The sequence below is a fragment of the Microbacterium enclense genome, assembly GCF_001456955.1.
Classification (GTDB): Bacteria; Actinomycetota; Actinomycetes; order Actinomycetales; family Microbacteriaceae; genus Microbacterium; species Microbacterium enclense.
On sequence record NZ_KQ758467.1, the window covers coordinates 137331 to 158344 of the forward strand.

The 21014-nt window shown below is 71.3% G+C and carries 21 protein-coding genes; 10 read left to right on the forward strand and 11 right to left on the reverse strand.

From position 1 onward, the window contains the following. Positions 1-178: 178 nt before the first annotated feature. Complete coding sequence (locus tag AS029_RS00620) at positions 179-1111, reverse strand: phosphoribosylaminoimidazolesuccinocarboxamide synthase (protein ID WP_058230689.1); 933 nt, start codon at positions 1109-1111, stop codon at positions 179-181. 110 nt (positions 1112-1221) lie between these two features. Here AS029_RS00620 and AS029_RS00625 point away from each other — a divergent pair, with 110 nt between their 5' ends. The 7 genes from AS029_RS00625 (at position 1222) to AS029_RS00655 (ending at position 8426) form a co-directional block, all read left to right on the forward strand. After that, positions 1222-2943 carry a BCCT family transporter gene (locus AS029_RS00625; RefSeq protein WP_058230690.1) on the forward strand — a complete coding sequence of 574 codons (1722 nt, stop codon included), beginning with the start codon at positions 1222-1224 and terminating at the stop codon, positions 2941-2943. 512 nt (positions 2944-3455) lie between these two features. Next, a complete protein-coding gene (locus tag AS029_RS00630) occupies positions 3456-4079 on the forward strand; it encodes a PadR family transcriptional regulator (protein WP_058230691.1) in 624 nt (207 codons plus the stop codon). Beyond that, positions 4076-5620: a DHA2 family efflux MFS transporter permease subunit gene (locus AS029_RS00635; RefSeq protein ID WP_058230692.1), complete on the forward strand. Its 1545-nt coding sequence runs from the start codon at positions 4076-4078 to the stop codon at positions 5618-5620. Before AS029_RS00630 ends, AS029_RS00635 begins: the two co-directional genes overlap by 4 nt. Positions 5621-5787: 167 nt before the next feature. After that, positions 5788-6450, forward strand: coding sequence for a hypothetical protein (locus AS029_RS00640; RefSeq protein WP_058230693.1), 663 nt, complete (start codon positions 5788-5790; stop codon positions 6448-6450). A gap of 10 nt (positions 6451-6460) precedes the next feature. Continuing rightward, the gene (locus AS029_RS00645; RefSeq protein WP_058230694.1) at positions 6461-7090 is read left to right on the forward strand and encodes a TetR/AcrR family transcriptional regulator; all 630 of its coding nucleotides are present in this window, start codon (positions 6461-6463) and stop codon (positions 7088-7090) included. A 49-nt stretch (positions 7091-7139) separates the two neighbouring features. Continuing rightward, a complete protein-coding gene (locus AS029_RS00650; RefSeq protein ID WP_139167976.1) occupies positions 7140-8144 on the forward strand; it encodes a glycosyltransferase in 1005 nt (334 codons plus the stop codon). Positions 8145-8150: 6 nt separating this feature from the next. Further along, entirely contained in the window at positions 8151-8426 is a 276-nt protein-coding gene (locus AS029_RS00655; RefSeq protein ID WP_414683031.1) for a glycosyltransferase, read from the forward strand. A gap of 131 nt (positions 8427-8557) precedes the next feature. On the opposite strand, the gene AS029_RS00660 is transcribed toward AS029_RS00655, so the two are convergent. The 3 genes from AS029_RS00660 to purD form a co-directional block, all read right to left on the reverse strand. Continuing rightward, the gene (locus AS029_RS00660) at positions 8558-9154 is read right to left on the reverse strand and encodes a class I SAM-dependent methyltransferase (RefSeq protein ID WP_058230697.1); all 597 of its coding nucleotides are present in this window, start codon (positions 9152-9154) and stop codon (positions 8558-8560) included. Positions 9155-9163: 9 nt separating this feature from the next. Further along, complete coding sequence (locus AS029_RS00665) at positions 9164-9505, reverse strand: hypothetical protein (RefSeq protein WP_058230698.1); 342 nt, start codon at positions 9503-9505, stop codon at positions 9164-9166. 186 nt (positions 9506-9691) lie between these two features. Then, positions 9692-10963: a phosphoribosylamine--glycine ligase gene (purD, locus tag AS029_RS00670; RefSeq protein WP_058230699.1), complete on the reverse strand. Its 1272-nt coding sequence runs from the start codon at positions 10961-10963 to the stop codon at positions 9692-9694. Between the two features lie 317 nt (positions 10964-11280). Between purD and AS029_RS00675 the strand changes: the two genes are divergently transcribed. Then, positions 11281-11637 carry a sterol carrier family protein gene (locus tag AS029_RS00675; RefSeq protein WP_058230700.1) on the forward strand — a complete coding sequence of 119 codons (357 nt, stop codon included), beginning with the start codon at positions 11281-11283 and terminating at the stop codon, positions 11635-11637. A gap of 176 nt (positions 11638-11813) precedes the next feature. On the opposite strand, the gene AS029_RS00680 is transcribed toward AS029_RS00675, so the two are convergent. The 6 genes from AS029_RS00680 to AS029_RS00705 all read right to left on the reverse strand — a co-directional run bounded on the left by AS029_RS00680 (position 11814) and on the right by AS029_RS00705 (position 18848). Further along, on the reverse strand, positions 11814-12746 hold the full coding sequence (locus AS029_RS00680; RefSeq protein WP_058230701.1) for a sugar kinase: 933 nt from the start codon (positions 12744-12746) through the stop codon (positions 11814-11816). Between the two features lie 148 nt (positions 12747-12894). Next, positions 12895-13527 carry a bifunctional 4-hydroxy-2-oxoglutarate aldolase/2-dehydro-3-deoxy-phosphogluconate aldolase gene (locus AS029_RS00685; RefSeq protein ID WP_058231159.1) on the reverse strand — a complete coding sequence of 211 codons (633 nt, stop codon included), beginning with the start codon at positions 13525-13527 and terminating at the stop codon, positions 12895-12897. Continuing rightward, positions 13517-14743, reverse strand: a complete 1227-nt coding sequence (manD, locus tag AS029_RS00690) for a D-mannonate dehydratase ManD (RefSeq protein ID WP_058230702.1) — start codon at positions 14741-14743, stop codon at positions 13517-13519. The genes AS029_RS00685 and manD overlap by 11 nt, the downstream gene beginning before the upstream one ends. 125 nt (positions 14744-14868) lie before the next feature. Continuing rightward, positions 14869-16269, reverse strand: a complete 1401-nt coding sequence (locus AS029_RS00695; protein WP_058230703.1) for an MFS transporter — start codon at positions 16267-16269, stop codon at positions 14869-14871. A 35-nt stretch (positions 16270-16304) separates the two neighbouring features. Next, entirely contained in the window at positions 16305-17309 is a 1005-nt protein-coding gene (locus AS029_RS00700) for a zinc-binding dehydrogenase (RefSeq protein WP_058230704.1), read from the reverse strand. A gap of 42 nt (positions 17310-17351) precedes the next feature. Beyond that, positions 17352-18848 (reverse strand): mannitol dehydrogenase family protein, encoded by a 1497-nt coding sequence (locus tag AS029_RS00705; protein WP_058230705.1) that lies wholly within the window; start codon positions 18846-18848, stop codon positions 17352-17354. 148 nt (positions 18849-18996) lie between these two features. Here AS029_RS00705 and AS029_RS00710 point away from each other — a divergent pair, with 148 nt between their 5' ends. Both AS029_RS00710 and AS029_RS00715 read left to right on the forward strand, forming a co-directional pair. Beyond that, on the forward strand, positions 18997-19968 hold the full coding sequence (locus tag AS029_RS00710) for a LacI family DNA-binding transcriptional regulator (protein WP_058230706.1): 972 nt from the start codon (positions 18997-18999) through the stop codon (positions 19966-19968). 87 nt (positions 19969-20055) lie between these two features. After that, on the forward strand, positions 20056-20391 hold the full coding sequence (locus tag AS029_RS00715) for a hypothetical protein (protein WP_058230707.1): 336 nt from the start codon (positions 20056-20058) through the stop codon (positions 20389-20391). A 3-nt stretch (positions 20392-20394) separates the two neighbouring features. Here the strand turns inward: AS029_RS00715 and AS029_RS00720 are convergent, their stop codons facing one another. Then, positions 20395-21006, reverse strand: coding sequence for a hypothetical protein (locus AS029_RS00720; RefSeq protein ID WP_058230708.1), 612 nt, complete (start codon positions 21004-21006; stop codon positions 20395-20397). Positions 21007-21014: the final 8 nt, after the last annotated feature.

The window sequence follows — 21014 nt, forward strand, 5'->3', positions numbered from 1 at the left end:
GGGTCGGGGTCCCTTCGACAGGCTCAGGGACCGGTGCATAGGCTCAGGGGCCGGTGCTCAGGCTCAGGGACCGGTGCTCAGGCTCAGGGACCGGTGCTCAGGCTGCGGGACGGGGCTCGGGCTTCCTCGTTCGCGGCGCGGAGCGGTGGCTGAGCCTGTCGAAGCCTCCGCGGGCGGATCAGGATGCCGTGAGCAGGCGCAGCAGATCGGCGTAGCGCTCACGAGTGCGCTCGACGATCTCGGCGGGCAGCGCGGGCGGGTCGCCCTGCTTGTCCCAGTTCGCGGCGAGCCAGTCGCGCACGATCTGCTTGTCGAAGCTCGCCATGCGCTCGGCGGGCGTGGTGCCGGTGCGCCAGGCTTCGGCATCCCAATATCTCGACGAGTCCGAGGTGAGCACCTCGTCGGCCAGCGTCAGCACGCCGTCGGCGTCGAAGCCGAACTCGAATTTCGTGTCGGCGAGGATCAGGCCGTGCGCCTCGGCGGTGGCCGACGCGCGGCGGTAGATCTCGAGCGACGCATTGCGCAGGGCCGCAGCGGTCTCGGCGCCGACGAGCTCGACCGAGCGCTCGAACGTGATGTTCTCGTCGTGCTCGCCCATCGGTGCCTTGAACGCGGGGGTGTACAGCGGCTCGGGCAGGCGATCGCCGTCGTTCAGGCCTTCGGGGAGCGGGATGCCGCACACCGTGCCCGCCGCGCGGTACTCCGCCCAGCCCGAGCCGGTCAGGTATCCGCGCACCACGCACTCGATCGGCTGCATGTCGAGGGAGCGGACGAGCATCGCGCGTCCCTGCACGGCATCCGGGATCAGGGTCACGGCGTCATCGCCGTCGAGCGCGTGATCGGGCACGAGGTGATTCGGGATGCCGCGCCCGCCGTCGGCGCCGGCGAGCTGATCGAACCACCACAGGCTCAGGGTCGTCAGCAGCACGCCCTTGTCGGGGATGCCGGGCGAGAGCACGTGGTCGAACGCGCTGACGCGGTCGCTCGCGACGACGAGCAGGTGCACGGGAGGCGCACCCTCGGCCGTGTCGGCGGGGACGTAGAGGTCGCGCACCTTGCCGGAGTAGATGTGGCGCCAACCGGGAAGCTCGAGCGGGGGAGCGGAGGTCACCCGCTCATTATTGCGGGTGCGACCGGCGCGCGTCGGCGCTGATTGTGTCACACGCCGCCCTCCGGCGCCTGCCCCCTGGCGGCGGGCCGACCGTGACTACCCTGGATCAGATGACCGAGGCATCCTCAGACTCCACGGCATCCATCGATCCCCATCTGGGCAGTCGCCACAAGACGATCCGCGGGTGGGTGTTCTGGCCCGCAGCCGCCATCGCTCTGGCGTTCATCGCGTTCGCGATGCTGTTCCCGGCTGCCGCGGAGGCGACCTTCGGTGCGGTGCAGACCACGATCGTCTCGGCGTTCAACTGGTACTACGTGCTCATCGCGGCGTTCTTCGTGGTGTTCGCCCTCACGATGGGCTTCAGCCGCTTCGGGTCGATCAAGCTCGGCAAGGACGAGGATGAGCCCGAGTTCTCGACGATGTCGTGGTTCTCGTTGCTGTTCGCCGCCGGCATGGGCATCGGACTCGTCTTCTACGGTGTGAGCGAGCCGCTCAGCCACTACGTCGAGCCGCGACCCGGCGTGGAGGGGACGCCGAACCAGCTGGCGCAGCAGGCGATGTCGCAGACGTTCCTGCACTGGGGCGTGCACGCGTGGTCGATCTACGTCGTCATCGGCCTGGCGCTCGCCTACGCGTTCCACCGGCGCAAGCGCCCCCGCACGATCCGCTGGGCCCTCGAGCCCATCCTCGGCGCCCGTCTCGTGCAAGGGGCGTGGGGCAACGCGATCGATGTCGCGGCCCTCGTCGGAACCCTCTTCGGCGTCGCCACCTCGCTCGGCCTCGGCGTGATCCAGATCAGCGCCGGGCTCGACTATCTGAACGTCGTCTCGCCGTCGGTCATCAGCGAGGCGATCATCGTGGGCATCATCACGGGTTTCGTGCTCTTCTCGGTGCTCTCGGGTGTCGGCAAGGGCATGAAGTGGCTCTCGAACATCAACCTCGTCCTCGCCGGGGTGTTGATGCTCTACCTGCTGTTCACCGGACCCACCGAGTTCCTCCTGCGCGACGTCGTGCAGTCGATCGGCAACTACATCCAGAACTTCGTGGGCCTGTCGTTCACCACGAGCGCCTACTCCGGCGAAGACGGCGTCGCCTGGCAGGGCGCGTGGACCGCCTTCTACTGGGGGTGGTGGATCTCGTGGGCGCCCTTCGTCGGCATCTTCATCGCGCGCATCTCGCGCGGCCGCACGGTGCGCGAGTTCGTCACCGGCGTGATCCTGGTGCCCACCCTCGTCGGCATCCTGTGGTTCACCGTGCTCGGCGGCACCGCGATCTACGGCGAGCTGACCGGGACCGTCTCGCTGGTCGGTGCCGACGGATCCGTCAACGTGTCGACGGCCCTGTTCCAGATGCTCCAGGGCGTTCCGGGGTCCGTCGTGCTGTCAGTGGGGTTCCTCATCCTCATCGGGATCTTCTTCGTCACCTCGGCCGACTCCGGCGCGCTGGTCATGGGCATGATCGCCACGGGCGGCGAAGAGGAGCCCAAGCGCTGGGTGCGCATCTTCTTCACGCTCGCGACCTCGCTCATCGCCTTCGCCCTTCTGCTCGCGGGCGGATTGACGGCGTTGCAGACGGCCGCGATCAGCATCGCACTGCCGTTCAGCATCGTGCTGCTCGCCATCTGCGGGGCGACGGTCGTGGCGTTCCGCCGCGAGTTGCGCGCGTACGACAAGGCCGAACGCGCCCAGCTTCGCGCCTCGATCGGTGAGCATTACGGCCTCGAGGTCGAGGAGCCCAACCAGCGCGGCATCTTCGGCATCCCCGTGCGGTGGGGGCGGCGCCTCGTCGTTCCGCCGGCGACCCCGGTCGAGACCCGGTCGGACGCGGATTAGCAGACGCCGCGCGCGCCCGGGGAGGGTGGTCGCCGGTGGGTGTGTCGGCTGCGCGTCCGGTGGGTGTGGCGGCTGCGCGTCCGGGCGAGGCCCTCCATCGATAAACGCCCTCTCGTGGGGGAAACGCCTTACCGACGCGTTTCTTCCACACGAGGGCGTTTGTCGGTACGTGTGGCGGCTGCGCGTCGGGGTTGGGGATCGTCGGCGGTGCACCGGCGGCTGCGTGCCGGCGGCGGTACGTCGGTGGCGGTGCATCGGCGGCTGCGTGCCGGTGGGGCACGTCGATAAACGCCCTCGCGTGGGGGAAACGCCTCGTCGGGCCGTGTCCTCCGCGCCGGAGCGTTTCTCGGTGGCGGTGGCGGTGGCGGTGGCGGTGGCGGTGGTGGCGGTGGCGGTGGCGGCGCCCCGGCCGCGCCGCGGCGGCGCCCCGGCCGCGCCCTCGCGTGACCCGCGCGGGTGTATAGTCCATGTGGACTAGTCGACACGGACCAACCGCTGAAAGGGGGGATCGGATGCTGGACACCAGCCGCCTCACCCCGATCGCGGTCATGATCCTCGCTACTCTCCGCGAAGCCGACATGCACACCTACGAGATGGTGCGACTGCTGAAGGAGCGGGGCGACGACCGCCTCGTGCCCCTGCAGAAGGGCACGATCTATCACACGGTCGCGCGCCTCGAGCGGGACGGACTGCTCGCCGAGGTCGGCGTCGACCGCGACGGGAACCGTCCCGAACGGACGACCTACACACTGCTTCCGGCCGGTCACCGCGCCGTCGAGGCATGGGTGCGTGCGGAGCTTCCGCAGATCGACCGGGCGAGCGACTTCCGCGTGGCGCTGTCGGAAGCGCACAACCTCGACCGCGACGAGGTCGTCGCGCTGCTCGATCGGCGCCGCGACCTTCTGCTGGCCTCGCGCGCCCAGCACCGGGCGGGCCTCGAAAAGGCCGCCGAGCGCGAGACGCCCGAGCAATTCCTCGTCGAGCTGCAGCGGCAGTCCGCTCTGCTCGACGCCGAACTCGCGTGGCAGGACTCCCTGCGTGCGCGCCTCGTCGATCGCTCCCTCGCCTGGGGCATCGCCGAGATCCCCGAACACATCAAGAAGAAGCACCACGTCTCGAGGGAGACATTCGCATGACCGACGCCCGCGCCGCCTCCGCGGCATCCACTTCGACACCCGCCCGCAGCCCCTGGCCCGCCCTGTGGGCGTTGGTGATCGGCTTCTTCATGATCCTGGTCGACACCACGATCGTCTCGGTGGCGAACCCCGCCATCAAGGCGGCACTCGACCCGGACACCAACAATCTCGACAACGTCGTGTGGGTCACCAGCGCCTATCTGCTGACCTACGCCGTGCCGCTGCTGATCACCGGCCGCCTCGGCGATCGCTTCGGCCCGAAGAACATCTACCTCACGGGCCTGGCGATCTTCACGATCGCCTCCCTCGCGTGCGGTCTCGCGCCGAGCCTCGAGGTGCTCATCGCCGCCCGCGCCGTGCAGGGTCTGGGCGCCGCGCTGATGACGCCGCAGACCATGGCCGTGATCACGCGCACGTTCCCGCCGCAGAACCGTGGCGCCGCGATGGGCCTGTGGGGCGCGACGGCCGGTGTGGCCACCCTCGTCGGCCCGCTCGCGGGCGGCCTGCTCGTCGACGGCCTCGGCTGGGAGTGGATCTTCTTCATCAACATCCCCGTCGGCATCATCGGCTTCATCGCCGCGGTCGTGCTGGTGCCCCAGCTGCCGCGCACCGCACACAAGTTCGACATCCTCGGCGTCGTGCTGAGCGCCGTGGGTCTGTTCCTCATCGTGTTCGGCCTGCAGGAGGGCGAGCACTACGCGTGGGCGGCCTGGATCTGGGCGATGGTCGCGGCCGGCGTCGCCGTGATGGCGCTGTTCATCTGGACGCAGGCGCGCAGCACCGGCGAACCGCTCGTGCCGCTCGATCTGTTCCGCGACCGCAACTTCTCGATCGCGAACCTCGCGATCGCCGCCGTGGGCTTCACCGTGACGAGCATGGCGCTGCCGCAGATGTTCTACCTGCAGCTCGCGCGCGGTCTCACCCCGACCGAGTCGGCGCTGCTGCTCGTGCCGCTCGCGATCCTCTCGGGCGTGCTCGCGCCGTTCGCCGGCAAGCTGCTCGACCGCACCGACCCGCGGTTCCTGCTCGTGCCGGGTCTGCTGCTTGTCGGCGGGTCGCTCGGCCTCTACGTCGCGCTGATCCTGAACGACGCGCCGATCTGGACTTTCCTGATCCCCTCGGCCCTCATGGGCGTCGGGAACGCCGGCATGTGGGGTCCGCTCGCCACCACGGCCACCCGCAACCTCCCGCCCCGTCAGGCGGGCGCCGGGGCCGGCATTTACAACACCACCCGCACCGTCGGCTCCGTGATCGGCTCGGCATCCATCGCCGCCTTCATGCAGGCGCGCCTCGAGGCGAACCTGCCGGGGGCAGCGGATGCCGGGGCGAGCTTCGGATCCGGAACGTTGCCGCCGCAGATCGTCGGCGGTTTCTCGCAGGCGATGGGGCAGTCGCTCGTGCTGCCCATCATCGTGATCGGCGTGGGCCTGATCGCCGTGCTGTTCATGCGGCGCCCGTCGATGATCCGTCCCCACGGCGCCCCGCGCGAGACCGCATCCGCCGCCCAGGCGCAGGCCGCGCCGGCCGCCGCCGGCGAGTAGCCGACGCGACACGCGAACGCCGTCGTCCCCGTGCGGGGCGGCGGCGTTCGTCGTTCCCGCGTCGACTCGGCCCGTCGAATATTGACTTATACGCAGCTATAGTCAATATCGGGGACAGGCGCCGCGCCGCGGTCGTCCCTCTCGCCCGACGCCCCGAGGAGCCCTCGATGACCGCTACCGCCACTCCCACCGTCACCCCGTCCGTCCCCCGGCGTCACGCCGCCCCGGTCGCACCGCGATCGCCCTCGTGGCCCCGCGCGGCCGGCATCCTGATCCTCGCCGGAGGGGTCATGCTGACCGTCGCCACCGGCCTCGAGGTCGGCACCGACGTGGCGACCGATCCGGCGCCGGCGGCCGCCTTCTGGGTGCTGTTTGTCGGCAGCGTGCTCGCCCAGGTCGCCGCGATGTTCCCCCTCGCCCTCGGGCGCGGTGACGGCCACGGCGCCGTGGGCTCGTCGCTCGTCGGCAAGCTCGCGCTGCTCGGCTTCGGCGCGTTCCTGCTCGCCAACCACAGCCTGTACCTCGTCGTGACGTACCTCCTGCCGACCGCCACGCCCAGCGTCGGTGCGATGGCCTTCGTGCTCGGCGTCAGCGCCGTGCAGGGGATGCTGCTCGTGCTCGGCGGCGTCGTCATCGCCCGGGCGGGGGTGCTTCGCGGCGCGGCGCGCTGGGCGATCCTCGTCCTCTCGCTCGTCGGCTTCGCCCTCGGCGCCGTCGTCTCCGATCCCTCGAACGGGGTGCTGACCGACGTCATGTACTTCGTCTCGACCGGGGCGCAGATCGTCGCGGGCATCCTCATCGCGCGGGCGACCCTCAGCGCCGCGAAGTAGCGTTTGCGACGTGCCCCGCAGCTATCACTCCCCCCGGCGGCAGGCGGATGCCGCCGCCACCCGCGCGAACATCGTCGATGCGGCGGCCCGTCTGTTCATCCGCGACGGATACGTGGCCACCTCGATCAAGGCGATCGCCGCCGAGGCGGGGGTGTCGGTTCCGACGGTGCACCTCAACGGCCCCAAGCACTCGCTGCTGATCGCCGCTTTCGAGCGCACATTCGCGGGCGATGAGGGACGGCATTCCCTCGCGGAGCGGCCCGAACTCGTCGCGATCATGGGCGAGTCCGACACCGACACGGCCATCGCGCGATACGTCGAGTTCCTCATCGACGCGAATCACCGCTCCGCCGCCATCGTGCGGGCCATGCTCGCCGCCGCCGACAGCGACGAGGAGGTGCGCGCGGCTTACGAAGATCTCGAGCAGCGCCGCCACCGCGACATGACCATCGCGGCCAGCTGGTTCCTGCAGCGCGACCGCATCCGCGTCGACCAGGTCGCTCTCGCGGCCGATGTCCTGGGGCTCATCACCGGACCCGACCCCTGGACGCACTTCACCGTCGCCCGCGGGTGGCCCGTCGACGCCTACCGGTCGTGGCTCACGGCCCAGCTGATCCGCCTCTCCGACAACCTCGAGTAGTCGTCCTCCGTCGCCCGGCGGAGGGCCTCCTCCCCGAAAGACAGAAGACATGACCCGATCCGCCCTGCTTTGCAGCATGCCCGCCGTCGGCCACGTCGGCCCTCTCCTCGTCGTCGCGACAGAGCTCCAGCGACGCGGATGGCGGGTGCGGATGCTCACCGGCGCCCGCTATCGACGGATGGTTCAGGATGCCGGCATCCCTTTCCTCCCGCTTCCGCCCGAGGCCGACACGCTCGACGGGATCGGCGCCGGCGACGACGAGCGCGACCGCGGCCTAGCCACCATCAACCGTGGGGTCGAGCGCGCGTTCGTCGACCCCGCCGCGCCGGCGGCGGTCGCGCTCGACGAGATCCTGCGTCACGAGCCCGCCGACGTCGTTCTGCACGACATGACCTTTCTCGGTGTGCAGACGCTGTTCGCGCGCCACCGGGCCGAACGTCCGCTCACGGTCCTGTGCGGCATCGGCCCCGCCGGGTTCTCCAGTCGCGACACGGCACCCTACGGGCTCGGCGTCACGCCGCTCGCCACACCCGTGCTCAACCGGCTCCGCAACCGCATCCTGGGCGTCACGGCGAAGGCCGTGCTGCGACCGGTGCACCGCTCGCTCGACGAGTTCCTCATCGGAGTCGGCGCGCCGCCCCTCGGCGGCGCCTTCTTCATGGACGCCCTGTCGCGCAGCGACCTGCTCGCCCAGTTCACGGTCGCGGAGTTCGAGTACCACCGCAGCGACGCGCCCGCCCACCTGCGCTTCTACGGGCCCATGGCCACCGCCGCTGCGGCCCCCACCCCCGCACCGGCGTGGTTCGACGAGCTCGACTCCGCTCTCCCTCTCGTGCACGTCACGCAGGGCACGGTCGCCAACACCGACTACAGCGAGGTGATCGAACCGACTCTCACCGCCCTCGCCGACCTGCCCGTGCAGGTCGCGGTGACGACGGGCGGGCGTCCCGTCGACACGCTGCCGGAGCTTCCCGCGAATGCGTTCGCCGCCAGCTACCTGCCCTACGACGACCTGCTCGCCCGCACCAGCGTGCTCGTGACCAACGGCGGCTAAGGCGGGTTGCACCACGCGATGCGTCACGGAGTGCCGATCGTGATCGCGGGCGACTCGGAGGACAAGGTCGAGACCTCCGCCCGCGTGCAGCACGCCCGCGTCGGGGTGAACCTGCGCACCGGGCGCCCGACTCCGGATGCCGTGCGCTCGGCCGTCCAGCGCATCCTCGCCGATCCGGGTTACCGCGCCAGGGCGAGACGCATCGGCGACGCCATCGCCGTCGCGCCGGGGGCCGCCGGTCTCGTCGACGACATCGAGGCGATGCTGGTGGCTCGGGAGTGACGTACCGGTGACGCGATCGCCGTCGCGCTGAGGTTCGCGGCCTCGTCGCCGTAATCGAGGCGAGGCTCGCGGCTCATGGCCGACCACCAGGCGTCGTGGCATCCGTCCCGGATGGGGAGCCCCGGCCGCCATCACCCCCGGCGCACGCACACCAGCGCGTCGACGGGTCGCGCGCCGCGCGTCTCTCGCGTGCGGGTCTCGACGACGTCGAAGCCCGCGGCATCCACTCGCCGTCGCAGGTCCGCAACCGGCCAGCGAAAGGCTTCGGCGACGGCGTGGTCGAACGCCTCGACCTTCGAACCCGTGAAGAAGCCGACCAGCAGACCGCCGCCCGGCCGCACGACGCGGGCGAACTCGCGGAGTGGTGTCTCGATCGAGGCGGGGTCGTGATGGATGGTCGAGAACCACGACAGGATGCCACCGAGCGATGCGGGTGTCTCCTGGAGATCGTCGATGCTGCCGAGGCGGAAAGGGATGCCGGGATGCGCCGCCGTCGCATGCGCGATGAACCGCGGCACGAGGTCGACGCCGCGCGCGTCGAGGCCCCGAGCGGCCAGGTGAGCGGTCCAGTGGCCCGGTCCGCATCCCGCGTCGAGGACCGGCCCGGTGAGGGTCGACGCCCACGTGTCGACGAGCTGGCGATCGGAGGGGTGGACGGCCGCCATCGACCCGAGCAGGTCGATGTACTCGGCGGCTCGCGCGTCGTACGCAGCGGCGGGGGTCGGCACCGGTCGAGGCTACGGCGTGATCGAGTCGACGAAGACGCGCGCCTCGTCGATGAGCTGCATCCAGCGGTCCGCCCCGGCGTCGAGCGGGATCTCCGCCCACTCGCGCATCGGCCTGCCGCGCATGACCATGGGGGCGCCGACGCCCTCACCGATCAGCTCGCCGACCCGTCGCTCATGCAGCTTCACCACGAGGGAGCCGTTGTGCACCACGAAGGCGAAGACCTTCCCGCGGATCCGCAGGCCTTCGGTACCGAACATCCGGCCGATGTCGACGCCGGGCAGCCCGCACGCACGCGCCGCGATCGGGTCGAACACCTCGCGGCCGCGTGCCATGGCATCCCTATCGACCATGGCCGCCACGTTAGCGGCGCGAGCGGGGGTGGGGCCAGGGTTGGGGATGCCGGGGGTGTTGGGGAGGCGGGGGTGCGGGGGCTTCGCGGGGTGCGCGGTGCGGGGGCGTGGTTGCCGGGGCCGCGGGAGGCCGCTCCTAGGGCGAGGCCGGGTCCACCACCGCGAGCGGCCGGGGCGACGCAGCGACTAGCTCAGCGCTACCCGGGCGGCGATGTCGGTGCGGAACTGCCCGCCGTCCAGGCCGATGCGATCGAGCCCCGCGTACGCGGCGGTGCGCGCCTCGGCGAAGGTGGTGCCCGTGGCGACGACGCTGAGCACACGCCCCCCGGTGGCGACGAGCTGGCCGTCGCGCAGCGCCGTCGCGGCGTGGGCGACGTGCACGCCGTCGACCTCTTCGGCCTCGTCGATGCCCGTGAGAACGCGGCCGGTGACCGGGGCTTCGGGGTAGCCCTCGCTCGCGAGCACGACGGTGACGGCCGTGGCGTCGGCGAAGGCCGGACGCGGCTCGTCTTCGAGGGTGCCGGATGCCGCCGCCAGCAGCAGACGCGACAGCGGGTCGACGAGGCGGGGGAGCACGACCTGCGTCTCGGGGTCGCCGAAGCGGGCGTTGAACTCGATGACCTTGACGCCCTGCTCGGTGAGGATGAGCCCGGCGTAGAGGAGTCCGATGAACGGGGTGCCCTCGGCATCCATCTGCTTGATGACGGGCTCCGCGATCTCGCGCGTCACCTGCGCGACGAACTCGTCTTCGCCGCCGAACCGCTCGCTCAGCCACGGCAGCGGAGAGTACGCGCCCATACCGCCGGTGTTCGGGCCGTCGTCGCCGTCGCGGAGGCGCTTGAAGTCCTGCGCGGGGCTGAACGGAGCGACGTGGTCGCCGTCGCTGAGGAAGAACAGTGACACCTCGGGGCCCGAGAGGAACTCCTCGATCAGCACGGCGCCGGTCGGCAGATAGGTCTCGGCGTGGGCGATCGCGGCGTCACGGTCGGAGGTGACGATGACGCCCTTGCCCGCGGCCAGGCCGTCGGCCTTCACGACGTAGGGGGCGCCGTAGGCGTCGAGCGCCTCCTCGACGGATGCCACGTCGTGCGCGCGCGCGGAGCGTCCGGTGGGCACGCCCGCGGCATCCATGATGCGCTTGGCATAGGTTTTCGAGCCCTCGAGCTGGGCGGCGGCCTTGCCCGGACCGAACACGGGGATGCCGTGGGCGCGCAGTGGGTCGGCGACGCCGGCGACCAGCGGGGCCTCGGGGCCGACGACGACCAGGTCGACGGCCTCGGCCTTGGCGAATTCGAGCACGGCGTTCGGGTCGAGCGGATCGAGGTCGACCAGGTGGGCCTCGCGGGCGATGCCGGCGTTGCCAGGGGCGGCGAAGATCGCGTGCGTCTCCGCTTCGCTGCGGAGGGCGAGGATGATGGCGTGCTCGCGCGCGCCCGAACCGAGGACCAGGATTCTCACCGGCTTAGCCTACCGACCACGGGATCGGGCCTCCGGCGTCGGACACAACGCAGGTGTTTCCGTCCGGGCCCGGGGTTGTTCCGGCGTCCGGCGTGCGGCGGGGCGGCGAAATTCCTGCGTTGTGTCCAACCGGGCCACGGCTTCGGGTCGCCGCCATTTGCCCGAGCCAACCTCACGTTGCCGCGGGTCCGTACACAACGCAGGAATTCCGTCGGTCGCTCGAGCAGCTCCCGCCCCGGGGTGCGGTGAACGGAGCGGATCTCCTGCGTTGCGTCCGGCGGGTCGTCGAGCCGCAGCCCGCGGGTAGCGTGGATGCCATGCCTCCCCGCCGCATCGAGACCGGAGACGGCCGCGCCGCTCTCGCCGCCGTGGCCGCGGGTGACGCCCCGCGTCCGGCGACCGCCACCGCCGTGCGCTATCTGCTGCAGCTGCTCGTGGAGAAGGCGCCGGGCAACTCGGTCGAGATGCGCGTGCCGCCCTTCGGCGCCGTGCAGGTCATCGAGGGCCCGCGCCACACGCGTGGCACCCCGCCCAACGTCGTCGAGACCGACGCCGCCACCTGGATCGCCGTCGCCACCGGTCAGGAGCAATGGGCGGATGCCGTGACTGCGGGCCGCATCGTGGCATCCGGTGTCCGCGCCGATCTCAGCGCGCTGCTGCCGCTGCGGCCGTAGCTTCGGCGGCGACCGCCGAGCCGGAGCGTCGAATCACACGTGCGCTATCGGCCGGTCTGGTGGCAGCCGTTCGTCGAAACCGCACTCGCTTGCCGAGACCGCATCCGATCGCGGCCGAACGGGTACGGTCTCGGCGAACGACTGCGTCCTCGCTGTGGCGCGTCGAAAGGCCCGCGTCAGCGGCGGACCGGGTCGCCGCCGCCGGCGAGGAACCGCTCGAGATCGCGGCGGGTGGGGGCCGCTTCCCAGTCGCCCGGCACGAGGCAGGCCATCGCGCCGCAGGCGTTGGCGCGCACGAGGGTGTCAGCGGTGTCGAGGCCCTCGAGGTGCGCGCTGAGGTATCCGGCGACGAAGGCGTCGCCCGCGCCGACGGTGTCGAGCGGGTCGATGACGAAACCCGCGGCCTTGATCACCCCGGTGGCGGTGAAGACGGCCGCGCCGTCGGGTCCGCGCTTGACGACCACCTGGTCGACACCGCGCGCCAGAAGGTGCTCCGCGGCATCCGGGGAGAGCAGGTCGAGCTCCTCCACCCCGCCGAACACCAGCGTCGCGCGCTCGGCGATCTCGCGCAGGATCGGCCCGGCGACCTCGGACGCCGCAAGCGCTGAGCGGTAGTTCACGTCGAAGCTCACTGGAACACCCGCAGCTCGCGCGCGGTCGACGGCGTCGAGCACGGCCGCCCGCGCCGTGTCGGAGAGCAGCGGGGTGATGCCGGTGACGTGGAGCAGGCGGGCATCCTCGATCCATCCCGCCGGCAGATCGGCGGGCTCGAGCCGCGAACCCGCCGAACCGCGGCGGTAGTAGTGCACGGCGGTGGATGCCGCGGACGGACGCTCCTTCAGCATCAGGCCCGTGGCCGCGCCGGCGTCGACGATCGCGCGCACGTCGAGGCCTTCGCCGCGGAGCTCGCGCGTGATCCGCTCGCCCAGGGGATCGTCGCCGACGCGGCCGAGCCACGCGGTGCTCACGCCCAGGCGCTGCAGCCCGACGGCGACGTTGCTCTCTGCCCCGCCGATGCCCAGGGTCAGGCCGGACGCGTGCCGCAGCGAGCCGATCTCGGTCGTGCGGGCGAGCGCCATCGTCTCGCCGAAGGTGACGACGCGGGTCATGAGCGGCCTCCCCGACCGTGCTCTGCGACCCCGGCGCCACGAGCGGGGGGACGGGTGACCCCGGCGTCACGTCGAGCCGCGGACGGGGTGACAACGCTGCGAGGAGCCGGGCGCAGTCGGGCGCCGCGACGAGCCGCGACCACCCCGGTCACGTCCCGACCCCCGCGCACACCGCAACGAACCGTCCCGCCCGCTCGCGCAGTGCCCCGAGATCGCCACCGCGGAACGCGTCGCCGAGCAGCGGTCCGCCCACGCTGACCGCCACGGCGCCCGCCGCGAGCCACGCGGCCGCGCTGTCGGCATCCACTCCGCCCGAGGGGACGACGGCGATGTCGGGGAACGGTCCGCGCAGATCCTTCAGGTAGCCGGGACCGACCTGGCCGGCCGGGAAGATCTTCACCGCCGAGGCGCCCGCCGACCACGACGAGAACAGTTCGGTCGGAGTGATCCCGCCGGGGATGATCGGCATGCCGGCCGCCACCGCCCGCTCCACCAATGCGGAAGAGGTGATCGGCGTCACGACGTAGTCGGCGCCGACCTCGATCGCGCGCTCGAGCTGGTCGAGGGTGGTGACGGTGCCGATGCCGAGATCGCCGTCGAACGACGATCGCAGCGCGGCGAAGGCGTCGAAGGTGCCGGGCGTCGTGAGCGTCAGCTCGACGCTCTGCACGCCCGCCTGAGCGAGGGCGCCGAGCACCGACTTGTAGTCCGCGGCCGCGGAGGCCCGGGCGACAACGACGAGCTTCGACGACAGCGTGCGGGCGGGCAGCTCACCAGTCATGGACGGTCCCATCGAGCAGACGGTTCACCGGCAGGTAGGCCTTCGTGTACTCGAACGCGCTCGCCGCGTCCTCGTCGAGCTCGACGCCGAGACCGGGCTGATCGCCCGGGTGCAGGAAGCCCTTGTCGAAGGTGAAGGAGGTCCGGAACACCTCGAGCGTCTGCTCGTTGTGCGGCATGTACTCCTGGATGCCGAAGTTGTGGATCGCCAGGTCCAGGTGCAGGGCCGCCGCCATGCCGACGGGCGAGATGTCGGTGGGGCCGTGGATGCCGGAGCGGATGCCGTAGATCGCGGCGAAGTCGAGCAGCTTCTTCATCGCCGTGATGCCGCCGGTGTGGGTCACGGCCGAACGCACGTAATCGATCAGGCGCTCGGTGATGAGCGTCTGATAGTCGTAGACGGTGTTGAACACCTCGCCGATGGCGAGCGGGGTCGTGGAGTGCTGGCGGATGAGGCGCAGCGCCGTCTGATCCTCGCCGGGGGTGGCGTCCTCGAGCCAGAACAGGTCGTACGGCTCGACGTCTTTCGCGAACCGCGCGGCCTCGATGGGCGACATGCGGTGGTGACCGTCGTGCAGGAGGCGCAGGTCGGTGCCGAACTCCTCGCGGATCTTCGCGAACACCCCGGGCATGTGGTTCAGGTACTGACGCGTGTCCCACTGCTCCTCGGCGGGGCGGTCGCCCGAGCGCTTGGCGGGCTCGTAGTCGTAGCGCACGCCCGGACCGGCGGCCGAGACGCCGTAGATCTGACCGAGGCCGGGGACGCCGGTCTGCACGCGCACGGCGGTGAAGCCGAGCTCGCGGTATCCGGCGATCGCGTTCGAGAGGGCGGCGAAGTCGGTGCCCGAGGCGTGGGCGTAGACGCGCACGCCGTCGCGGCTCGCTCCTCCCAGCAGCTGGTATAGCGGCATCCCGGCCTTCTTGGCCTTGATGTCCCAGAGCGCCATGTCGACGGCGGCGATCGCGGCCATGGTCACCGGCCCGCGACGCCAGTAGGCGCCCCGGTAGAGGTACTGCCAGGTGTCTTCGATGCGGTCCTCGTCGCGGCCGACCAGCATCGAGGCGAGGTGGTCGGAGAGGTACGACGCGACCGACAGCTCGCGGCCGTTGAGGGTGGCATCCCCCCAGCCGACGACGCCGTCGCTGGTGGTGACCTTCAGGGTGACGAAGTTGCGGCCGGGGCTGGTGACGATGACGTCGACGGAGGCGATGCTCATGGGGGACTTTCTGGTCGAAGGGGAGGGCGCGCGGGGGATCGTGGCCGTCCAAGGAGCGGAGAAGGATGCCGGGCGGGTCCGCCGTCACGGGCCCGCCCGGGGTGCGGGGCGTCGAGCCCCGCGGTTCACATCGCGGCGCGCGGGTCGGTCAGGTCGCGACCGGTCCACTCGGGCGCCACGATCGCGGCGACCAGCGCCGAGGCCGTGAAGATGCCCATGAGCACCATGATCGGCACGATGCTGCCGGTCGCGGCGGCCACCCAGGCGGCGGCGACGACCGGGCCGATGCCCGTGGCGATGATGGCCGCGATCTCACGCACGACCGCGGTGAGGGTGTAGCGGTTACGGGCACCGAAGATCTCGGGGATCGAGATGTTCTCCATGGATGCCAGACCCAGCACCGAGATGTTGTGGATGAGCGCGTAGCCGACGAAGATCCAGCCGACTTCGCGCGAGTTGATCAGCAGCAGGGTCGGGACGATGAGCAGCAGCGACAGGGCCGACATCACGATGTACATCCGACGGCGGCCGAACTTATCGCCGAGGAAGCCGACGAGCGGGATCGTGATGAAGCCGATCAGCGACGACACGATGACGATCTCGGGACCGACCTCCTTGGAGATGGCGAGGGTGATCGTGATGAACGAGATGAGGTAGGTCTGCACGAGGCCGGAGTTGCCGGCCTGACCGAAACGGAGGAAGAACGACACGAGAACGGCCTTCAGAGGCTTCTTCTGCAGCGACTCGAGCGTGCGGATGTCGTTGGTCTCGGTCGCCACCTTCTGCAGTTCGGCGCGCGAGAGAGCCTTGCCGTCGACGACGTCGGTGCGCTCTTCGAAGACCGGGCTCTCCTTGAGGTTGAAGCGCACCCACAGGGCGAAGAGCATGATGACGGCGCTGCCGATGAACGGGATGCGCCAGCCCCACGCGATGACGTCGCTCTCCATCATCACGGCGAGCAGGATCGCCCAGATACCCGAGGCGAACAGCGTGCCGCAGTTGGTGCCGAGGGCGACCAGCGAGGCGACGACGCCGCGACGGTTGTCGGGGGCGTACTCGGCGAGCATGACGCCCGCGCCCGAGATCTCGGCTCCCGCGCCGAAACCCTGCGCCAGGCGCAGGATGACGAGGAGGATCGGGGCCAGGATGCCGACCTGCTCGTACGTGGGCAGCACACCGATCAGCGTGGTCGCGGCCCCCATGAGCAGGATCGTGTAGAACAGCACCTGCTTGCGGCCGATCTTGTCGCCGATGCGGGCGAAGAAGAACGCACCGACCGGGCGGGCCACGTACCCCACGCCGTAGGTCGCCATCGCGAGGACGACCGCCATCGCGGCATCCCCTCCGGCGAAGAAGATCTGGCTGAAGACGAGGGCCGCGGCGAGCGAGTAGAGCTGGAAGTCCATGAACTCCAGCGCGGTGCCGAGCCAGCCCGAGACGGCGGCGCGGGCGAGGTCGCCGACCGATCGTTTGGCGACGGGCGGCGACGTCGAGGCGTCGACGCCGGGGGCGGAAGAGCTGCTCATCGGATTACTCCTTCGTAGTGATGATGTGTCGGGTGTCAAAGGGAGAGGAGGACCTTGGCGGATGCCGAGGAGTCGCGCGCCGTGGCGAACGCGGCCGCGGCGTCGGTGGCGGGGACGACGTGCGACACGACCGCGTCGAGGGCATCGGTGGATGCCAGGAGGGAGATCGCGTCGTCGATCTCGGTCGAGAAGCGGAACGCACCTCGAAGCGTCAGCTCCTTGGCGAGCATCGGGGCGAGGTTCACGCCGATCTCGGCGTCGGGGAACATGCCGACCTGCACGACGGTGCCGGCGCGACGGGCGGCGCGCACGGCCTGGGTGAGGGCGACGCCGACGCCGGAGCACTCGAAGACGACGTCGAACGACTCGGGGTCGATCGTGTCGGTGTCGACGAGGAAGGTCTCGGCCGCGCCGAGCGACCGCGCCCGCTCGAGCGGTTCGGGGCGGACATCGCTCGCACCGACCACCGCGGCACCCGCGTTGACCGCGGCGGCGACGACGAGCAGACCGATGGGACCTGCGCCGATGACGAGGGCGCGCTTGCCGGTCAGATCGCCCGGGAGGCCGACCGCGTGGATCGCGACGGCGAGGGGCTCGGCGAGTGCGGCGCGCTCGAGCGGAAGGCCCTCGGGCAGCACGCGCACCATGTGCTCCTCGACGACGAGCAGTTCGGCCGCCCCGCCCTGGCGGTGCGGGAAGCCGGCGGCGCTGCCGAGGTAGTCGCCGCCCGTCCGAAGGTGCGGGCGCTCCTCGAGGCCCGGCACCGACGGCCCGAAGCGCGCGGGGTGCACGGTGACGGGCGTACCCGGCGCGAGGCGGCCGGAGGGGTCGAGGTCGACCTCGGCCGACAGCTCGTGGCCGGGGGTGAGCGGCTCGCGCACCGCATACTCGCCGTTCTTGCCGTGGAAGTAGTAGTGCAGGTCGGAGCCGCAGATGCCGACGTAGCGCACGCGCAGCCGCACCTCGCCCGCACCGGGTTCGGGGGCGGGGTGGTCTTCCCAGCGGAGGTCTTCCGCGCCGTGGATCGCGAGAAGCTTCATCGCGTCTCCTTCGTGTTCTCGCGCCGTGTCGGCGCAGGGTGGTCAGGGGGTGGTGGTCGCCAGGGCTCGGGATGCCGCGAGGGCATCGGCGATCGCGCTGTCGACGCCGCGCTGCACGATGGTGTCGAGCAGATCGCCGACCCGGTCGACGAAGGCCGTGCGATGGGCGAGGTCCTCGCCGAACAGGTGCAGGTCGACGATGGCGCGAGCGGCCAGGTCGCGGCCGCCGCGGGTGGCCCCCGCGGTGAGGCGTTCGCGGGCGGGGTCGGTCATCGCCGCCGCGTGCGGGCCCGGGTCGAAGCCGGCGGGCGGGGCGATGCAGGCGAGGTAGGCAGCGACCGTGAGGGCGATGAGGTGCGGGAAGTCCCCGGTGTCGAGCGCGTGCACGACCGGACCGGGGATGCGCTGGCCGAGCTTGACCGACCCGTCGGAGCCGACCTGGCTGGTGCGATGGCCGAGCGCGCTGTTGCCCCAGCGGGCGAACAGCTCCCGCTCGTACTGCTCGACGTCGACGCCCGCGGGGGCGGTGACCGACGGCTCGTACTCGTGGCGCAGCACGGCCGCGGCAGCGGCCTCGATGTCGGCTAGGGCGATGGCGTCCGGGATCGTCGGAACACCGCGCAGGGCGCCGAGGTAGGCGATGAGCGAGTGCGTGCCGTTGAGCAGGCGCACCTTCAGCTGCTCGTAGGCGCCGACCTCGTCGGTGAAGACGGCGCCGCCGGCCTCCCACGCGGGGCGGCCGCCGGCGAAGCGGTCCTCGATCGCCCACATCGTGAACGGCTCCGCGGGGACCGGTGCGTCGTCGCGCACGCCCAGTAGCGCCGCGACCCGGTCGGTGAACTCCGGCGTCGTCGAGGGGACGATGCGGTCGACCATGCTGGAGGGGAAGCTCACCGCGCGGTCGAGGTAGGCGAGAGCGTCGGCGCCCTCGGCATCCGGAAGCTCCTGCAGGAACGCGCGCACGAGCTTCTCGGTGTGCGATCCGTTCGACAGCAGGTTGTCGCAGCTGAGGATCGACAGCGGCTCCCCGCCCGTCGCGGCGCGGCGCTGCAGGCCCCGGGCGAGCTGCCCGATGGTCGAGCGCGGGTCGCCTCCGCGCAGGTCGGCGGCGACGACGGGATCGCCGACGTCGAGGCGCTGGGTCGAGGGCGAGTAGCTGTAGCCGTTCTCGGTCACGGTGAGCGTGGCGATGCGGATGCGCGGGTCGGCGAGATCGGCGACCACCCGCGCCGGATCGTCGGCGGCGACGTAGGAGTCGGTGTGCACGCCCGGGACCTCGAGCGAGGTGGTCTCGGGCGAGATCGTGGCGACGGCGTAGAGGTGGTCCTGCGCGTGCAGGGCGTCGACGATGCGACGCGATCGCGAGGCGACGCCCACGATGCCCCAGTCGCCCCCGGCGGCACGCAGCGCCGCGGCCGTGTAGACGGCCTGATGCGCGCGGTGGAAGCTGCCGAGCCCGAGGTGCACGATGCCGGCGGCCACGGGCGGCGTCGGCGCGGCAACGGACGTCGGCGTGTGACGGCTGAGGTGGGCGGTCATGCGCGGGCTCCGTCGGATGCGGCGGGGCGCGCGCTGCGGGGATCGTCGATGATCGGCATGAAAACAGTGTGCGTTAGTTTGTACAAACTTGTCAAGTGTTTACACGAGGCGATGAAGGATGATGGAGACACGGCGACGGGAGGCGGAGATGGCGGCGAACCTCACAGAGGTGGCTCGGCACGCGGGCGTGTCGATCGCGACCGCATCGCGCGCCTTCGGCGAGCCCGACCGACTCGCGCCGGCCACGCTCGAACGCGTGCGCAAGTCCGCGGTCGAGCTCGGCTACGCGACGCCCCAGGTGGCGACCGGCACCCGCACGATCGCGGTGGTGGTCCCGGATGCCGCGAACCCCGTGTACGCGACCCTCCTCAAGGCGATCCAGGGGCAGGCGTGGCATGGCCGGCACCGCATCGTGCTGTTCGACGCCGACGAAGACCTGCGCCGCGAGCGCGAAGCCATCGAGCTCGGGTGCCGCACCGACGGACTGGTGCTGTGCTCCCCGCGCCTTCCCGAAGCCGAGGTGCTCGCCCTGGTCGGCGACACCCCGCACGTCGTCATCAACCGGGTCCTGCCCGGCGCATTGTGCGTGGTGATGGATGCCGAGCGAGGACCGACGCAGGCCGTCGAGCATCTGTCGGCCCTCGGTCACGACCACGTCGCGTACGCGTCCGGCCCGCACGGCTCGTGGGCCGACGAGCAGCGCGCCGACGCCGTGCTCCGCGCGTGCGAGCGCTTCGGCATCCGCCTGACCCGGCTCAGCCACCACGCGGCATCCATCCAGGGCGGCCGAGCGGGGGCGGCCGCTGCGGTGGCCAGCGGCGCGAGCGCCGTCATCGCCTACAACGACCTCGTCGCGCTCGGGCTCGAGGCGGGCATGGCCGAGCTCGGCCGCGTGTGCCCCGACGACATCAGCATCGTCGGCATCGACGACATCGAGCTCGCCGGCGCCGTCACGCCGAGCCTGACGACGGTGCGCATGCCCATCGCGCGCTCGGGCGCCCTGGCCGTCGACCTGCTGCTGCAGGCGATGGTCGGCACCGCGCCGACCGACGACACCGTGCTGCCTTCGCAGCTCATCGTGCGCAGTTCGACCGCGCCCCCGGGCGGCGCCCGGGCCTGAGCCGCCGTCGGCGCCTGCCCCATCGCGCCTGCCTCGACGCCGAAAGGTCACGACCCGTTCCGACCCCTGCGGTGGGAGAATAGGCCTATGGCCGAGCAGCCCGCCCCTCAACGACCGGTGTACGTCCGCGACGATTACGAGACCGCGACCGTCCGCCGCGCGCCGAAGTACGGCGTGTTCCTCGCGGCGGGCGCCTCCCTCGGCATCCTCGTCGCTCTGCTGCTCACGGTCGTGATCGACGGATCCGACATCAGCCCCTATACGCAGGTCGTGTACTCCGAGTTGCAGGTGTTCGGCTTCACAGCGCTCATCTGCGTCGTCGCCGGCGTCGCCCTCGGCGCGATCGTCGCGCTGGTGTTCGAGCGGGTGCTCGGCCGCCGCACCCGCCAGGTCACGGTCGATCACGAGCAGTACGAGGTCTGAACCTCAGGCCAGCTCCGCGATGATCGGGTGGATCGCGGAGTCGAAGGCCACGACGTCGCTGCGCAGGCCATCGGTCACCGCCACCGTCAGCGATCCGATCCACCACACGCCGCGCTGCGTGAGCGGCAGCACCTGCACGTTCAGCTCGAACGAATGCGCCCGCCGGCCCACCGCCCGTTCGTGGGCCGCGATAGCGCTGGCGTAGGCGCGGTACGACACCCCGGGGCGCGCCGCCGACTCCCGCGCATAGCGATCATGCGCGAGCCGGGCGAAGTCGACCGCGTCGTCGGCGTGCGCGGTGATGGCCTCGCGCAGCGCGTCCGCGCCGTCCACGGGTAGCGCGATGAGGCCTTCGAAGCCGTCGACGAGTTCCAGGGGGACGGGCGACGGGTGCGCCTGCGGTTCGACGGTCATCGCCCAGAAGCCGCGCCACTCGCGCTCGAGCTGCGCGTGCGCGGCATCCGTCTCATTGCGGACGACCGGCGGGGGCACGCGCCGCAGGGCCGGGAGCTCCTCGGGAGAGCGGATGCCGAGCACCTGCCGCAGATACAGCGCGACCAGCACCGACTTCGCCGCGTCCTCGCGGATCACCCACTCCGGCTGGCCGCCCGTCATGGCGTCAT

Coding starts and splice junctions, on each gene's coding strand:
- AS029_RS00665 (WP_058230698.1), bottom strand. CDS start 9,505: ATGGTCGATAGGGATGCCATGGCACGCGGCCGCGAGGTGTTCGACCCG.
- AS029_RS00710 (WP_058230706.1), top strand. CDS start 18,997: ATGGCGGCGAACCTCACAGAGGTGGCTCGGCACGCGGGCGTGTCGATC.
- AS029_RS00650 (WP_139167976.1), top strand. CDS start 7,140: ATGACCCGATCCGCCCTGCTTTGCAGCATGCCCGCCGTCGGCCACGTC.
- AS029_RS00625 (WP_058230690.1), top strand. CDS start 1,222: ATGACCGAGGCATCCTCAGACTCCACGGCATCCATCGATCCCCATCTG.
- AS029_RS00675 (WP_058230700.1), top strand. CDS start 11,281: ATGCCTCCCCGCCGCATCGAGACCGGAGACGGCCGCGCCGCTCTCGCC.
- AS029_RS00635 (WP_058230692.1), top strand. CDS start 4,076: ATGACCGACGCCCGCGCCGCCTCCGCGGCATCCACTTCGACACCCGCC.
- AS029_RS00720 (WP_058230708.1), bottom strand. CDS start 21,006: ATGACGGGCGGCCAGCCGGAGTGGGTGATCCGCGAGGACGCGGCGAAG.
- AS029_RS00685 (WP_058231159.1), bottom strand. CDS start 13,527: ATGACTGGTGAGCTGCCCGCCCGCACGCTGTCGTCGAAGCTCGTCGTT.
- AS029_RS00700 (WP_058230704.1), bottom strand. CDS start 17,309: ATGAAGCTTCTCGCGATCCACGGCGCGGAAGACCTCCGCTGGGAAGAC.
- AS029_RS00715 (WP_058230707.1), top strand. CDS start 20,056: ATGGCCGAGCAGCCCGCCCCTCAACGACCGGTGTACGTCCGCGACGAT.
- AS029_RS00695 (WP_058230703.1), bottom strand. CDS start 16,269: ATGAGCAGCTCTTCCGCCCCCGGCGTCGACGCCTCGACGTCGCCGCCC.
- AS029_RS00640 (WP_058230693.1), top strand. CDS start 5,788: ATGACCGCTACCGCCACTCCCACCGTCACCCCGTCCGTCCCCCGGCGT.
- AS029_RS00680 (WP_058230701.1), bottom strand. CDS start 12,746: ATGACCCGCGTCGTCACCTTCGGCGAGACGATGGCGCTCGCCCGCACG.
- AS029_RS00630 (WP_058230691.1), top strand. CDS start 3,456: ATGCTGGACACCAGCCGCCTCACCCCGATCGCGGTCATGATCCTCGCT.
- manD (WP_058230702.1), bottom strand. CDS start 14,743: ATGAGCATCGCCTCCGTCGACGTCATCGTCACCAGCCCCGGCCGCAAC.
- AS029_RS00705 (WP_058230705.1), bottom strand. CDS start 18,848: ATGACCGCCCACCTCAGCCGTCACACGCCGACGTCCGTTGCCGCGCCG.